Below are 15649 nucleotides of genomic sequence, written 5' to 3' on the forward strand. Positions count from 1 at the left end.
GGAATTAGAATATACCATATGTAATTTTAGTTTGCAAGTATTATTTATATAAATTTTCACAACACATATTTATTAATCGTTTTCTTTCATATATTAACTCTTTTGTTTTTACTCGTGCTTAACTATAAAAAAGAACCTCCTCCCTTTTAAACCAACAGGAAAGAGGTTCTGTATTTTATATCTACTGAATTATTCGGAGCCCATAAAGGCAAAGCGGATTACTACAATTATAGCAAGCACCCACATAAGCCAGTGAATTTTAACTTTATTGCTGGTAAACAAATTACTGAACACAGCCAGCACAACGTAAGACAGAATACCAGCAGAAATACCATTCGCAATTCCACCTGTAAAAGGCATCAAAACAATAGTCAGAAACGCTGGGAATGCCAACAGGAAGTTATCCCAGTCAATATTACGAACCTGACTCATCATCAACACCCCAACGATAATCAGAGCCGGAGCAGTAGCCGCAGAGGGCACAACCAGTGCCAGCGGCGCAATAAAGAGGGCCAACAAGAACAGAACGCCTGTCGTTACAGCAGTGAGACCTGTACGGCCACCTTCTTCTACCCCTGCGGAGCTTTCTACAAATGCTGTAATTGTACTTGTACCCAATACCGCACCAGTACTTACGCCAACAGCATCTACCAGCATCGCTTTACCGATAATTTTCTCGCCTTTTTTCTTATCTTTCATTATGCCTGCGCGTGTAGCTGTACCTACCAACGTACCGAACGTATCAAACAACTCTACAAATGTGAAGATGAAAATAATATCAAACAAACCAATATGCAAAGCTGCCTTCAGGTCTAGCTGACCTACTGCCAAATTGCTGAAATTTGGAATCCAGTGGCCTGTTGTCAAGCTACTCAGATTCGTTACACCCATCGGAATACCGATTAATGTAGTAGCTACGATTCCAATCAGCAATGCGCCTTTGACCCGAACGACCATCAACGCTGCGATAATGAGCAACCCGATTAGCGCCAGCAGCGCATCCTTTTGATGTACCAGGCTACCCAGAACCAAATTAAAAGCATGACCCGGAACCGGTTGACCAACATCTGTCCCTGGAACAATACTCACCATAACCAGATTACAAAGCTTGAAGCCAACAATTGTGATAAACAAGCCGATACCAACTGTAATAGCGGTTTTTAAATTCTCCGGAACTGCAACAAGCAGCATCTGTCTAACCCGGGTAACAGTTAAAATCAGAAAGACGATACCGGATATAAATACAGCGCCAAGTGCCGCTTGCCAAGTAATCATCCCATTAGAACTCAAGACTACAGTCATAAAATAAGCATTCAAGCCCATCCCTGGTGCCATACCGATCGGCACATTTACAAACAAGCCCATCAGAATGGTTACTAAACCTGCACCTACTGCTGTCGCAAAGAAAACAGCTTCACTAGGCATCCCAGCTCCAGTTGGTCCCAAAAAGGTATTGTTGACCACCAGGATATAAGCCATAGTCATAAAAGTAGTGATCCCCGCAATAATCTCGGTGCGGACGTTCGTGCCATGTTCCTTTAATTTAAAGAAACGCTCCATGAGTCGTAATTCCTCCTACGCAAAGCATACTCGTATTGTTGTCGTTCAATTGCTGTAATATTCGCCTTCATATACGCTATATTACATCCGTTATTTTAGGCTCTCGCCTACGGCTTGTCAACAGAAAAAACGAATGTTACAAATTGAACACATATGTATTGTTCGGAAAATAGATAACCCGCAAGCTATTATACAGCTGGCGGATTATTATTTAGGATAATCAGATATTTTTATACTTATCAAAGGCATCCGCTGTATCTGGTATATTTTCCAGATAAACGATCTTCCCTTCTGTATCCAGTCGGGCTTTGTCCACTCCAGTAAGTGTATAAACTTCGCCTGTTACTTTTTTACCGCACACTGCCCATTTAGTTTGATAGGTATCAGCTTCTTCGGAAAAAAGCTTCCACCCCTCATACATATGCTTGATTTCGAGCGTCCCCTCGAAGAACATGTTCAAAAAGCTTTTCCATCTGTTCATGCCTTGTTTTCGATTACCATTCAATACAAACTCAATCTTCTCGGAAAAAAGGCTGATTAAACGTTCTCTGCTCGTCTCATCATCTTTTGCTAAATCATAGTAGTGAAAATAGTCTTCTAAAATCTTCATCGAGTGGCCTCCAAAATCATTTTGTCCTCGCATATTTTTACATATTCTTCACATTGCTAGACATACGCTGTAGTGCATCTGTTAAAGCCACAATTTCCTCGTCTTGAAAATTGTAGAGAAGTTGTTCCTGAAAGGCTTGTCTTTGCTCTGTCAAAACTTGCAGCTCTTGAATCCCTAATTCGGTTAAACGTATATAAGTTACACGCTTATCCTGCTCTTTTTTACTGCGTAAAATCAGACCTTCCTCTTCCAGCCTTTTCAGATGCCGGGTCACTGCTGCACCATCCAGAACGAGCAGATGTTGAAGCTCCAGCTGACTTAATTCCTGACGATGGTCAATATGATACAAAATTTCGACCTTGGTAAAGCTGGTTTTTAACTGTGCTTCAAAAGCGTTATTCATTTCTTTACACAAAAGATGCATACGATAAAATAACTGGCTTTTTTCAGAGCAATGTTCGATGACTACCTCGCCTCCTTCTGATACTTGATCCATCAATTGATATATCAAGTATTATACACCCTCACTATAAATAAACAAGCCATGAGACAAGTCTACATATCACAAAAAAGTTGGGACTATGGCTTTTCTCCATCACGCAAGTCATATCCAAACGTAATGCTATCGCCCAGAAATACAGCATGGCTACCTTGGTATTTGCCTTGATTAATTGGCATTCGATGTCTCTCCTATCTATTAGATCGTATTGTTGATTTCGATAAATTTATGTTCGATTGCTGTCATTTTGTGATTGGGACGGGATATTAAATATGTATCCATGTAGCCAAAAACCGGAGGAACGAGTAAATAGGATGCTACTTTAAATTGCCGGGCCAGCTTTTTGGACATAAGGGTAATTCCCATTCCCATTAGAGCGAATTCCACCATCGTATCAAATATTCCAACCTCGACAACCTCACCATGGGTCAATTGCATGTCCTGATACATCTTCTCTAAATGCGTGAGGTATAGGCAGCTATCCGACAATATGATAATAGAAGCTCCTTGTAGTACTTGCTGGAGATCCGAACCTTCGTGTATACCTTTCCCCACCAGCACCAGCTCTTCACGGCATATTTTTTGATAATGAATATATGGGTTGGTAGGATATCCTGTAACAAAAGCAATATCAAGCTCTCCGTCGAGGATGAATTGTTCCATTTCCGTGGTGGTTCCCGTTTTTAATGTCACCGAAACCTGCGGATACATCTCATATACCTTCGTTAGCGCCCTTGTTGTTTCGCCTGCTACAATGGACTGCATTGTACCGACGCGCAGTTTTTCCTCCTGGGGTCTCATTTTCATCTCCGTGTCTTGCCATAGCAGCAAAATTTGCTTGTACTGAGCGTATAAAATTTCGCCTGCGGGTGTCAGTTCCATACCACGAGGCTTTCTGTAAAATAACACTGTGCCATAATAGGTCTCCAGCTTCTTTATTTTTGCCGTCATATTCGATTGCAGATGATTCAGCTTCTGGGCAGCTTCTGTTAGACTTCTAAGCTCTGCCACCGAAACGAATGCCTGCATATTTTGAATATCCACCGCTTTACCTCCCATCAAATAAAATGATATCTACATCATTAACAAGCATTATTCTTTATGAGTTAAGTGTATTATATTGGGCTTAAGCGTTATTTTCTACTCACATTTTAAAATTAGGAGGGATGGCACATGGTTAAACAGAAGATTCGTGCAGGTATCATAGGAGGTTCGATGAATAACAAATGGGCCAGCCAAACGCATATTCCTGCTTTGCTCAAGCACCCGAGCTTAGATATCACGGCCATCGGCACTTCCCGTATGGAGAGTGCACGAAAAAGTGCAGAGGACGTAGGGGCAACATTAGCTTTTGACGATGCCAAAAAGCTCGCAGCTGCCGAGGATGTGGACATGGTCGTGGTGAGCGTTAAAGTTCCCCATCATTATGAGGCGGTGATGGCGGCTATTCAAGAGGGAAAGCATATTTTTTGTGAGTGGCCTCTGGGGGCCAACACTGCGGAAGCTACTGAAATGGCTAAGGCGGCGGAACTGGCGGGCATCCATCATACCGTCGGCTTGCAGGCACGTCAGGATTTTGAGGTGCAAATGATGAAAAAGCTGGTGGAAGACGGGACAATTGGTGAAATAGTATCCTGTCATATGCAAGTAGCTACTCCCGGCAAAGGAGGACGAACAAATCAGGATACGTCTTATCTGCTGAATAGAGCCAGTGGTGCCAACCTACTGACCATTAACGGAGGGCATTCCTTGGATGCGCTACAATACATCGTTGGCGAATTCCGTGAGCTATCGGCCATCACATCCTCCCGTTATAATGAAGCCATTATTCATGAAACGGGTGAAGTCATTCCCAAGGATACTGCCGATCAAATTCTGATTCACGGACTAATGGAAAATGGAGCACCGACATCCGTTCACATTCAAGGTGGAGTGAATTCTAAGTTTGAGCTAGAGATTCAGGGGAAAAAGGGCATTTTGCGTTTGTCACAGAATCCTTCGCTTGGGCATATTCAATTTGGGAATCTGACGCTTGAAAAACTGATATATGATCCAAGTAGTGAGCAGAGTCATGCGCCTAACGGTGTTTTTGAAACAATCAGTATAGCTCATGAACCTGATAGTACCCTGGATTTCCCAAGAGAAGGGGTAACCCTGAATGTAGCCAAAGCTCATCATGTATTTGCCAGGGATATTTTGACGGACACCCGTCTCGCCCCCGACTTCAACCATGCCTTAAAACTGCATCAGTTACTGGACCGCATCGAGGAATCGGCTACAACTGGGAAAAAGATCGTATGGTAAGTTAGAATTTTAAAAAAAGAACCTTCAATACCATGATAGATGTGGATTGAAGGTTCTTTAAAATATTTATCAGTTAAAATTCTCCTTTATTTAATGAAGTCATGCATTCTCGACTTTTATACTATCACCTTCAACCAAAATAACCTCTTCGTTGCTGATTGGATATAAATTTAATTGGCTGCCATATTCCTCAATGATGTTCTCCACTGCTTTTTTAAACGGGATGTTCGTATGGTGAGGGACTGGATAGAATTCAATTGCCCTGAGTGCAGCAAAGGAATCCAAAGCAGGCGCCTCCTGCACATTGTCCATAAGTCGGGCATATTCGATATTAGGTGATAAAATCATCGAACCTGCCGATTCGCCTATATACAACTTCCCTGCATTAACTTCCTCAGCAATGATTTTGTCAGCTCCGGTTCTTCTTAACTCTTGAAGTAAATAAAATGTGTTGCCTCCGGTCATATAAATATAGTCATTTCCTCTAATTTTACTCTCTATTTCATTCCATGTTGCTGTGCTGATTTCGATTTCATCCACGATTAATCCTAAATTCTCTAATGCTTTTTTCCCTGTATTCACATAAAACTTAACTTTCTCTGGAATACTTGCGGTTGGGATGAAAGTGACTTTTTTTCCTTCCAAGTTTTCATCGGCGAAATGGACTAAGCATGGTGCAACATCCTTAAATGAGGACGACAAAAATAATTTTTTCATCTCTTTATTCTCCTTAGTAGCGTTCAATGAACCGGGATATGTAACACTTTAATCTAGATAAATTATAAAATATATTGGTATCAAAACATGACACCATTAGAGGATGACATGAAAAACAAACGTTTAATTCCATACTTGATTTAAGCTATTTATAGCTTGAGCTAATAAATTCATATAAAAAGAGGAGACATTACCATTGAATAATATCTCCTTTTTTCAACTTCATATTCTGTTTTGTAATAACAAATGACTTTATATATCCGTCGCATGAGGCCATGCTGTTCGCCTTTAGCTAAACCTCGTCGATTGAGGTTGCCGTGCAGTAAAACTTTCCCGAGCAAAGTTTCGACCTTACCCCCGTAAAAAAAGACTCCAACCGCATAGCGATAATTCGCCGATGCGGAGGAGCCTGATGTTGTATTGGTGAATCTCAAAAGGTTCGTGGTTACGATGCGGGAGTCTCCACGCTTATTCCCACTCGATTGTTGCTGGTGGTTTGGAAGTTACGTCGTACACGATACGATTGACGTTGTCCACTTCGTTGACAATACGAACGGAGATTTTCTCCAACACGTCCCAAGGGATACGTGCCCAGTCGGCGGTCATACCGTCGATCGACGTTACTGCGCGAATACCTACAGTGTAGGAATACGTACGGGCATCGCCCATAACGCCAACACTCTTCATATTCGGCAGAGCGGTGAAGTATTGCCAAATCTCCCGATCCAGACCCGCTTTGGCAATCTCCTCGCGCAAAATAAAGTCAGAATCACGGACAATCTTGAGCTTGTCCTCTGTCACTTCGCCCAATACACGGATGGCAAGACCCGGACCTGGGAATGGCTGACGCCATACAATTTCGGCCGGAAGTCCACATTCTTCGCCGACTTTACGCACTTCATCCTTGAACAAAGCATTCAGTGGCTCGATCAGTTTGAATTTCATGTCTTCCGGTAAACCGCCCACGTTATGGTGCGACTTGATAGTTTGTGCCGTTGCTGTTCCGCTCTCTACAATATCTGTGTACAACGTGCCTTGTGCCAGGAAGTCAAAATCATCGAATTTAGCTGATTCTTCTTCAAAAACGTAAATAAACTCGTTACCGATGATTTTACGTTTTTGTTCTGGATCATCCACTCCTGCCAGTTTGGACAGGAAACGCTCACGTGCATCAATTTTGACAACTTTCATATCAAATTTACCAACGAACGTCTCCATTACACTTTCGGCTTCACCTTTGCGCAGCAGTCCGTGATCAATGAACATACATGTCAGTTGGTCGCCGATAGCTCTGTGAATAAGCATGGCTACGACGGAAGAATCCACGCCGCCACTTAAAGCGCACAGTACTTTCTTGTCGCCTACTTGCTGGCGGATTTCACGGATTTGCTCTTCAATGAACGATTCCATGGTCCAGTTGCCTTCACAACCACACACTTCATACAGGAAGTTGCTAATCATCTCATTACCTTGAACAGAATGACGCACCTCTGGATGGAATTGTACCGCATACAGATTCCGCTCCAGGTTACTCATCGCAGCAATCGGAGCACTCTCTGTTCCCGCATCCAGTGTAAAGCCAGTTGGCAGATCTGTAACGTGATCGCCATGGCTCATCCATACCGTTTGACGAGAATCCAGCCCTTTAGTCAAACGGGCATCCTCATTGAATTGCACGTCTGCTTTGCCATATTCACGCTTGCCCGCACGTTCTACTTTACCGTCCAGTTGGTGGGCCATCAGCTGCATGCCATAACAAATACCAAAGATAGGGATGCCAAGATCATAAATTGCCCGATCCACCTGAGGAGCATTGTCTGTGTATACGCTAGAAGGTCCGCCTGAGAAAACAATTCCTTTCGGCGCCAGCTCTCTCAGCTTCTCCGCAGGCGTATTGTATGGAAGGAGCTCGCTATATACGCCGAGATCCCGAATTCTTCTTGCAATTAACTGGTTGTATTGTCCTCCAAAATCGAGAACTACAACGATTTCATTAGGCTTATTCATTACCGTGCCTCCCTCAATTGTTCGTTTCATTATACGCAACGATAAAACAACACGTCAAGAAATCAACCATAGTTGAGTGGTCATGAAAAGATTGATAAAATAAATTGATTCTAAATTACTTAATCTGCCCGTAGGAGTGTACACGATGGATGTGCTGAAATGGATTGCGCAATTGTTCGAAGAATATGGATACGGCGTCCTTTTTTTCGGCTTGCTGCTGGAGTTTATTGCCTTGCCTTTTCCCGGGGAAACCACGATGGCTTATGCGGGATATCTCTCCTATGCCGGTGCTCTGGATTTCAGCAAGCTGGTGCTGTTAGCTTTTTTGGGCACAACCATCGGTATGACCATTACCTACTTTATTGGAAAATGGGCTGGACTTCCCTTTATTCAGAAATATGGCAAATGGGTTTTGTTATCGCCGGACAAGCTACAGAAAACACAAAAATGGTTTCAACGTTATGGATACTGGCTTATTTTCCTTGGATATTTCATCCCAGGTGTCAGGCATTTTACCGGCTATTTTGCTGGAATTATAGCTCTTTCTTTCCGTAAATTTGTCCTGTATGCTTACAGCGGTGCTTTATTCTGGGTCGTCCTCTTTCTAAGCATCGGCAAGCTGTTTGGCCCGCAATGGGATGCTATTTTCCATTTGGTAGAGCTGTACGCACTACGAATCGCAGCAGCGGTTGGATTCGTAATCCTGCTGTATTTTATATATCGATGGAGAAGCTTCCTGTTTGGATCGCTATACAAATCCAAAAAATCAGTAAAAACCAGCCACAAGGATGACACGGAATAGTTAAACTCCTTCAGCCGAGCCCACATTCGCGGCTCATGATTCGAGCTACCCCTGCTCCAAACATAGACAATCCGATGATACCTTGGTTCTACGTCGTCAGCATACCCAACAATGGACCCTGTAAATACAATGGGGTCTCCTGCATTAATAATGTTTCCAAATATGCGGGTAATAAGCAGACCCTCCGCAGATGACAGGACCAAAAAAGGAATCACCCACTAGACAGTAAGACACCTACGCTAAATCCCGAACCCATAAGCCGTTATATTAAAGCCAACAAAGCGATACGGAGAAACGCCCCCCCAATTCCATTAATGTTACCTACAGCGAATAACTCCCTGTACTGCCAATCTACCATTCTAATCAGTTCTAATACGACAGACTCCATAAATTAAACAAAAATATAATTAACCATTTAGCACTAATCATCAGATTACTTTGCAGCCGTCAAGGCATAAATTCATATATTCAGAGCATACTAAGCCAACAAACTCCAATATCGGAGGATTTTACGTATGCCAAATCAGAATAAAAGTTGTCCACTTACTCATGTATCCTCTAACTTGAAAGATAATGTAAATCATATCGAGAGCTCCTTTGGAAACAGCGGAGATGTAATCATTAAAGAGCTATTATGGATGCAAAAATGGCCAGCAGCTCTGTTTTATATCGATGGTCTGGTCAACACTCAATTACTTCATGATTCCGTCCTGCGTTCATTGATGCGGGTAAACGAACATCATGTACCGGAGGACGTAGAGCCATTTGACTATTTAAAGGATCAGGTTTTAATTGCGGGTCACTCAGGTAGTGTGGATGAAATGGACGCCCTATTCAATCAAATGTTATCCGGCAGTATTATCATTTTGCTGGATGGATACGCAAAGGGCATATGGATTGATGCGGTCGGTTGGGAGGATCGCAATGTCAGCGAGCCCCAATCCCAGACTGTTGTACGGGGTCCAATGGAGGGTTTTACTGAAAATTTGCGTACCAATACAGCTCTAATACGTAGGCGAATCCGTGATCCGCGGCTGTGGATGGAAACAAGACAGATTGGTCAAGTGACTCATACCAATGTGTCCGTAATGTATATCAAGGGAATCGCTGACGAAGGGGTTATTCAGGAACTGAGAGATCGTTTGGACCGAATTGATATTGACGGAATTCTGGAAGGGGGTTACATCGAAGAGGAGATTCAGGATGAGACCTTCACCCCATTTCCGACCATTTATAACAGCGAGCGTCCGGATTCAGTCGCTGCCAGCCTGCTGGAAGGCCGAATTGCTATATTAGTGGATGGAACACCCTTTGTTCTGTTGATACCTGCATTGTTCGTTCAATTTTTCCAGTCGGCCGAGGATTATTACCAGCGTGCTGACATCAGTACGTTGCTGCGTTTGCTGCGTTTCTTTTCCTTCTTTATCGCCATGCTTGCACCCGCAGTGTATATTGCGGTAACTACCTTTCATCAAGAGATGATTCCTACAAACCTGTTGGTCAGTCTCGCCGCACAAAGGGAAGGCGTACCGTTTCCAGCTTTTATCGAGGCGATGCTTATGGAAATTACTTATGAGATTTTGCGTGAAGCAGGAGTCCGAATACCCAAGACCGTCGGACAAGCTGTCTCGATTGTAGGCACACTGGTTATTGGGCAAGCAGCCGTAGATGCAGGGGTTGTCTCGGCGGCTATGGTCATTGTAGTGTCCATTACAGCAATCTCCAGCTATGTGATTCCAGAAAACGGTTTGTCGATAGCGGTTCGTATTGTACGCTTCGCTTTAATGATGCTAGCCGCAGCCTTCGGACTTCTTGGAATATTGATGGGGTTAATCGTACTTTTACTGCACTTAACTAGTCTGCGATCGTTCGGTGTATCTTATATGAGCCCGTTCGGCCCATATGTTGAAAGTGATATAAAAGATACGCTGTTTCGCCTACCTTGGCCTCGTATGAAGTCACGACCTCAATCCATGCCTATCCAAAATACAATCCGCCAAAAAACAAAGAAAAGACGGATTGGCAATAAATCAAATACCAGAAGGGATCAACCATGAAGCAGACCAAACATTTGCTCATCGCTTGGGGGCTGATTGCTTTACTATTGGGTGGGTGCTGGGATCGAACAGAATTAAACGAGCTGGGCATCGCTATTGGGATCGGAGTGGATATGGAAGGAGACCAGTATAAGGTGACTGCTCAGGTGGTTATTCCTTCTGCAGTAGCTTCCAAGTCTTCACCGAGTGCAGGCTCTCCGGTTGTTACTTATCAGGCCACTGCGCCCACGATTCATGAGGCTATTCAAAAAATGACGGATACAAGCCCGCGCTCTATCTATTTATCTCACATTCGTATGCTGATTTTAGGCGAGGAGTATGCGAGAAAGGGAATTTCTGATGCGATTGAAGCCTTGATGCGAGAGCCCTTTACCAGAAGCGACTTTTATATTGCGATAGCCAAAAACAACAAAGCCTCAACGATTTTAAAAATCCCCACCCCACTGGAAAAGTTGCCAGCCAATAAAATGTTTGCTTCGTTGGATACGTTAACCAAAACATGGGCTCCTGCCACCAAAGTAACTATGGATCAATTGCTTAGTAACTTGGCTAATCCTGACATCCAGTCCACTCTACCCGCATTGGAAGCTGTCGGAAATGTAGAGTCGTCTGTAGATAAAGGTGAAGATGACACCAAAAACATATCTCCTGAAACCATATTAAGGTTCTCTGGTATCGGTGTATTAAAAAAAGACCGCTTGTTGGGCTGGATCAACGAAAGAGACAGTAAAGGGTTCAATTACATTCGGAATACAGTGGATTCTACTATGGGACACGTGGACTGTCAGGGAGGGGGGGACATTGCCTTATTAACCTTAAGCAGTAACACCCAAAAAAAAGTGCTTATTCGCGATGGAGAGCCTGTTATCTCCATATCCGTTACCAACGACAGCACAGTACGAGAGGTCAACTGCCAGCATATGAAGTTAAGCAGTATGGCGGATATCAAAGAAATTGAGGCCGCAAGCAATGAAAAAATCGTTGAAATTATGAAGCATTCCGTCGAGACCGTTCGACGTGAGTTTAAGTCAGACATTTTTGGCTTTGGTCAGCTGATTCACCAGTCCAAACCAGAGCTTTGGAAAAGACTAAAAGAAGAAAAAGAAAATCCGTTTATGGATTTACAGATTGAATACAAGGCAAAAACCAAGATCAAAAAAATTGGTTCCTTGTTTGAATCGTTCCAAAAAGAAATGAAGGAGTGAGCTTGGTGGAGGAGAAAGGGCGTATCAGCATTACAAATATAGCCGTACTCGTATTTTTGAGTATTATCGGAGACTGTGTACTGGTGTATCCCTCCCTCATCACAGCTATATCCAAGCAGGATGCCTGGATCAGCTCATTCTTAAGTATTCCTGCAGGACTGGCTTTACTAATGCTACTCCTGCGGGTACATCAGCTATATCCTGATCTCACCTTTATTCAGCTCAGTCAGCGAATTTTGGGTCGGTGGCTAGGCGCCCTCATCTCCATATGGTATTTGTTCCATTTATTAATGAATTCTGCGATTTATTTAAGAGAAGTCGGGGATTTTATGAATAACCAAACCTATGTGATGACACCTCTTCCCGTTATCAATTTACTCTTAATCCTTGTGCTGATGTGGGGCATGTATATGGGGCTGGAGCCTATTGCGCGTACGGCTCAAATCTTGTTTCCATTATGCTTGGCTTTCACTTTGTTTTTAATTCTGTGTTTGCTTCCCCAATGTGACAGTCAGCAACTTAAGCCTATAATGGAGCAAGGCATTCCTACAATTATGGAAGGCGGCATTTTTGCATTGTCCTACCCATTCGGAGAATTAGCTTTTTTACTCATGATTTTTCCCTATGTGAGCAAACAACCGGGTCTAAAAAGGTCCGTTTTACTAGCCGGACTTGCTGCCAGCCTTCTGTTAAGCATACTACTCCTGGTTTCTCTCCTGGTTCTAGGCCCTTTTGTAACCGAACATAGTGTGTATACCTCTTATACGCTATCTAAAAAGATCAACATAGGAAATTTCTTACAGAGAATTGAATCCATGATGAGTACTGCCTGGATTATCACTACTTTTGTTAAAACCATTTTACACTTCTTTGCCTTTACTTTAGGAATGACTCAGCTACTGCGATTAAATAATGTTCGGACCTTCCTGGGTCCAAGCTTCATGATCCTGTTTGGTCTAATTATCGTGTCGGCGCCTAATATTACTTATTATCTGGATACGATCGTCCACGCCTGGATTTATTGGGATTTGACAGATTCCGTTGTCCTTCCTTCGCTGCTGCTTATCGTTTACAAGTTAAGATCGAAAGGCCGCACCAGCCTGGGAACCGGTTGACCCACACCCTTAACGGAAGGAGCCTTCACAGTGCTGATCACCATTGTTATTATCTGTATCGGTCTAGCCATTGCTGCCAAAGATTTGCCTGGATTGTATCGAAAACATCGCTTTAAAGATATGTTCGTGTATATCATTATGCTCGGAATAGGCACATGGCTTAGTGTCCTTGCCGCTAAATCAGAGGTTACGCCAAGCCCGCTGGTGCTGATTGAAATCATCTACAACCCTGTTAACGCTTTTGTGTCACATGTATTTGGTTTTTAGAAAGGAGACAGCCACATGTTAAAAAAAACACGTATTAGCGTTCGGCAAGTGACTGTCCTGATGTTTATGAGTTTAATCGGGGATATGCTCTTAATCTATCCGACTATGATTACACATATTGCTCATCAGGACGCCTGGATCAGCTCTATACTGTCCATCCCGCTGGGCTTAATCATTATTTACGTGCTTATTCGCGTTCATGAGCTCTACCCGAACCTTACACTTATTGAAGCGATTCACAAAATTTTGGGGCCCGTGTTCGGATCTATTGTTTCTTGCTGGTATCTGTTTTATTTCTTCATGGGTAGTGCCCTGAATGCAAGAGAGGTAGGAGATTATCTGACTACACAGATATTTGAGAACACTCCTTTGCGCGTTCTACTGGCGATGGAAGTTTTGATGCTTGTGCTTGCTGCATTAGTGGGAATTGAAGCCTTTAGTCGGGTTAGCGAGATTTTGATACCTGTGTATGTATTCGTTTTTAGTGGCTTGATCCTAGCGCTGCTACCACAAATTCACCTTTCTAATGTACGTCCTGTTTTGGAAAACGGGCTCGCTCCTGTTGCTAAAGGGATGGTTCCAGGCGCGGCAATGCCTTTTGCCGGAATGTCTATCATGCTCATGGTTTTCCCTTTTGTCAACAAAAAAGGTCATTTTAAAAGGGATATGCTGCTCGCATCGCTTCTAGGCGGAGTACTGATTAACCTCTTTCTGCTGCTCTCCCTGCTTGTCATTGGACCCTTCGTGACCAACTACAGTCCATACATTTCATCTGCACTTTCAACCAAAATTAATGAGCTGAATTATATTACACGCATTGAATCACTGGTTGCTTTGCTATGGGCACTAGTCGCTTATTTTAAGGGAGTCATTTTCTTCTTTGCCTTTACTTTCGGTATAACCCAGTTGTTTCGAATTTCTAATGTTCAACCTTTTATTATACCTGCGGGGGCGCTTGTGTATGGAATGACCATTTTGGTAACCCCCAATGTGTTTTATTATGTAAGAACTCTTGTTTATCCCATGGCTGCCTGGCATTATACGAACGGCTTGTTCATTCCGCTTCTTTTGTGGGTTGTTTACCTCTGTCGGCGAAAGTGGAAGCATCGGCAAAACGTACCGAAAAACTAACAAAAAACCTTTTGAAACCGATGCTTATAAAAGCATAACCCGATTCCAAAAGGTTTTTTTCTTTATTTACGCCATGTCCTGAATGTATGCCAGCGCAGCATCAATATGCCCTTTGACTCTTAAACCACGCCATTCATGAACTAAAATGCCATTCTCATCAATAAGGAACGTAGAACGAACAATGCCCATGTACTGCTTGCCGTACATCTGTTTTTGCTGCCATACACCATACGTCTCAGCCACCTGATGCTCTTCATCAGAAAGCAACTGAAAAGGTAGACCATACTTGGCAATAAACTTATCATGCTGCTTGAGTGGATCAGGGCTTATGCCGAGAATTACGGTGTTCAAACCTTCAAACTCCGCATGTTTATCCCGAAAATCGCAAGCTTGGGTCGAACAACTAGAGGTCAGATCCTTGGGATAAAAGTACAACAATACTCTACTGCCTCGATAATCCGACAGCTTGACACTCTTTCCCTCACTCCCAGGCAATTCAAAGTCTGGTGCCGCTTGTCCAATAACGGTCAATGTCGTGGACATCTTATCATCTCCTATCTTGTAGGGGTTCTTATATCATCCGCCCTATGAGCCAGCACCCCGGTAACGCCGAATCCCCCAGTTCCAAGCCAATAAGCCTAGTGTGAGAAAGACAATTCCCATCACAGGAGTTAAGAGCGCCATATGGCGCATGTCCTCTCGTTGAAGGAACAGGGAAGCGGGATATACGCCAACAAAAGCAAAAGGCAGTATCCAAGTCAGCACAACCTGAATGGCACGGTTATAGATCGTTACCGGATAACGTCCGTAGCCCTGAATATTGTACATGAGCGGAATAATTCCTGTGGGCGCATCCGAAAAGAATGAAAGAGAAGTCAATATGGTGTATATACCCGTATAGATCGCCACGGCACTTAAACTCAAAACGATCAACGCTGGTATAAACCACCACTCCATAGCCAAATCCATCTGTGCGCCGCTGATCCCCATAATAATCAGACCAATCACTGAGCCAACCAGCGCGGGTGGGTCCACATTTTCAAGGAAAATCTGGAACAGATTATACGCAGGACGGGTCATTACTCGGTCGAGTTCACCTTTTACAATATAACGCTCGCTAAAGTTCCAAAGATTAACGAAACAACTAAACAGTCCGTAAGGAACCATAAAAAATCCATAAACGAACACGACCTCATTTTCACTCCAGCCACCCAAGCTGTCTGTATGCATAAATATAACTAAAATAAAAATAAGATTCGTGGCCTGAAAGAGCAGATCCGAAATGACTTCTACCCAAAAGTCGGCACGATAGGTGAGCCGTGACTTCATGTAATTTTTCAAATATTCGCTAATGAGACCCAAATAGTACATCATC

General features: G+C 43.2%; 15 protein-coding genes. 7 read left to right on the forward strand and 8 right to left on the reverse strand.

The genetic code is table 11. The features are described 5' to 3' along the window. Positions 1-189 precede the first annotated feature (189 nt). The 4 genes from ACXHJ1_RS02660 to ACXHJ1_RS02675 form a co-directional block, all read right to left on the reverse strand. Positions 190-1560: an NCS2 family permease gene (locus ACXHJ1_RS02660; protein ID WP_016819288.1), complete on the reverse strand. Its 1371-nt coding sequence runs from the start codon at positions 1558-1560 to the stop codon at positions 190-192. A gap of 220 nt (positions 1561-1780) precedes the next feature. Continuing rightward, a complete protein-coding gene (locus ACXHJ1_RS02665; protein ID WP_457905556.1) occupies positions 1781-2170 on the reverse strand; it encodes a hypothetical protein in 390 nt (129 codons plus the stop codon). A 37-nt stretch (positions 2171-2207) separates the two neighbouring features. Beyond that, positions 2208-2681 carry a MarR family winged helix-turn-helix transcriptional regulator gene (locus tag ACXHJ1_RS02670; RefSeq protein WP_126666919.1) on the reverse strand — a complete coding sequence of 158 codons (474 nt, stop codon included), beginning with the start codon at positions 2679-2681 and terminating at the stop codon, positions 2208-2210. A 186-nt stretch (positions 2682-2867) separates the two neighbouring features. Continuing rightward, the gene (locus ACXHJ1_RS02675; RefSeq protein ID WP_107734907.1) at positions 2868-3713 is read right to left on the reverse strand and encodes a LysR family transcriptional regulator; all 846 of its coding nucleotides are present in this window, start codon (positions 3711-3713) and stop codon (positions 2868-2870) included. Between the two features lie 129 nt (positions 3714-3842). On the opposite strand from ACXHJ1_RS02675, the gene ACXHJ1_RS02680 reads away from it, so the two are divergent. After that, complete coding sequence (locus ACXHJ1_RS02680) at positions 3843-4973, forward strand: Gfo/Idh/MocA family protein (RefSeq protein ID WP_457905557.1); 1131 nt, start codon at positions 3843-3845, stop codon at positions 4971-4973. A gap of 99 nt (positions 4974-5072) precedes the next feature. On the opposite strand, the gene ACXHJ1_RS02685 is transcribed toward ACXHJ1_RS02680, so the two are convergent. Further along, complete coding sequence (locus tag ACXHJ1_RS02685) at positions 5073-5690, reverse strand: Type 1 glutamine amidotransferase-like domain-containing protein (protein WP_019686161.1); 618 nt, start codon at positions 5688-5690, stop codon at positions 5073-5075. A 468-nt stretch (positions 5691-6158) separates the two neighbouring features. Then, positions 6159-7697 carry a glutamine-hydrolyzing GMP synthase gene (guaA, locus tag ACXHJ1_RS02690; protein ID WP_017428420.1) on the reverse strand — a complete coding sequence of 513 codons (1539 nt, stop codon included), beginning with the start codon at positions 7695-7697 and terminating at the stop codon, positions 6159-6161. 145 nt (positions 7698-7842) lie between these two features. On the opposite strand from guaA, the gene ACXHJ1_RS02695 reads away from it, so the two are divergent. The 6 genes from ACXHJ1_RS02695 to ACXHJ1_RS02720 all read left to right on the forward strand — a co-directional run bounded on the left by ACXHJ1_RS02695 (position 7843) and on the right by ACXHJ1_RS02720 (position 14274). Beyond that, on the forward strand, positions 7843-8499 hold the full coding sequence (locus ACXHJ1_RS02695; RefSeq protein ID WP_164965336.1) for a DedA family protein: 657 nt from the start codon (positions 7843-7845) through the stop codon (positions 8497-8499). Positions 8500-9014: 515 nt separating this feature from the next. Further along, positions 9015-10556 carry a spore germination protein gene (locus tag ACXHJ1_RS02700; RefSeq protein WP_457905558.1) on the forward strand — a complete coding sequence of 514 codons (1542 nt, stop codon included), beginning with the start codon at positions 9015-9017 and terminating at the stop codon, positions 10554-10556. Then, entirely contained in the window at positions 10553-11761 is a 1209-nt protein-coding gene (locus ACXHJ1_RS02705; protein ID WP_457905559.1) for a Ger(x)C family spore germination protein, read from the forward strand. The genes ACXHJ1_RS02700 and ACXHJ1_RS02705 overlap by 4 nt, the downstream gene beginning before the upstream one ends. Positions 11762-11766: 5 nt before the next feature. Continuing rightward, positions 11767-12876: a GerAB/ArcD/ProY family transporter gene (locus tag ACXHJ1_RS02710; protein WP_457905560.1), complete on the forward strand. Its 1110-nt coding sequence runs from the start codon at positions 11767-11769 to the stop codon at positions 12874-12876. A 30-nt stretch (positions 12877-12906) separates the two neighbouring features. Then, positions 12907-13143, forward strand: coding sequence for a hypothetical protein (locus ACXHJ1_RS02715; protein ID WP_457905561.1), 237 nt, complete (start codon positions 12907-12909; stop codon positions 13141-13143). Positions 13144-13158: 15 nt separating this feature from the next. Further along, the gene (locus tag ACXHJ1_RS02720; RefSeq protein WP_457905562.1) at positions 13159-14274 is read left to right on the forward strand and encodes a GerAB/ArcD/ProY family transporter; all 1116 of its coding nucleotides are present in this window, start codon (positions 13159-13161) and stop codon (positions 14272-14274) included. Positions 14275-14340: 66 nt separating this feature from the next. Here the strand turns inward: ACXHJ1_RS02720 and bcp are convergent, their stop codons facing one another. Together bcp and ACXHJ1_RS02730 are read right to left on the reverse strand one after the other, a co-directional pair. Further along, the gene (bcp, locus tag ACXHJ1_RS02725; protein ID WP_013369445.1) at positions 14341-14817 is read right to left on the reverse strand and encodes a thioredoxin-dependent thiol peroxidase; all 477 of its coding nucleotides are present in this window, start codon (positions 14815-14817) and stop codon (positions 14341-14343) included. A gap of 42 nt (positions 14818-14859) precedes the next feature. After that, complete coding sequence (locus ACXHJ1_RS02730; RefSeq protein ID WP_019686156.1) at positions 14860-15648, reverse strand: ABC transporter permease; 789 nt, start codon at positions 15646-15648, stop codon at positions 14860-14862. Position 15649 lies beyond the last annotated feature (1 nt).

This window comes from Paenibacillus sp. ALE2 (assembly GCF_054113385.1).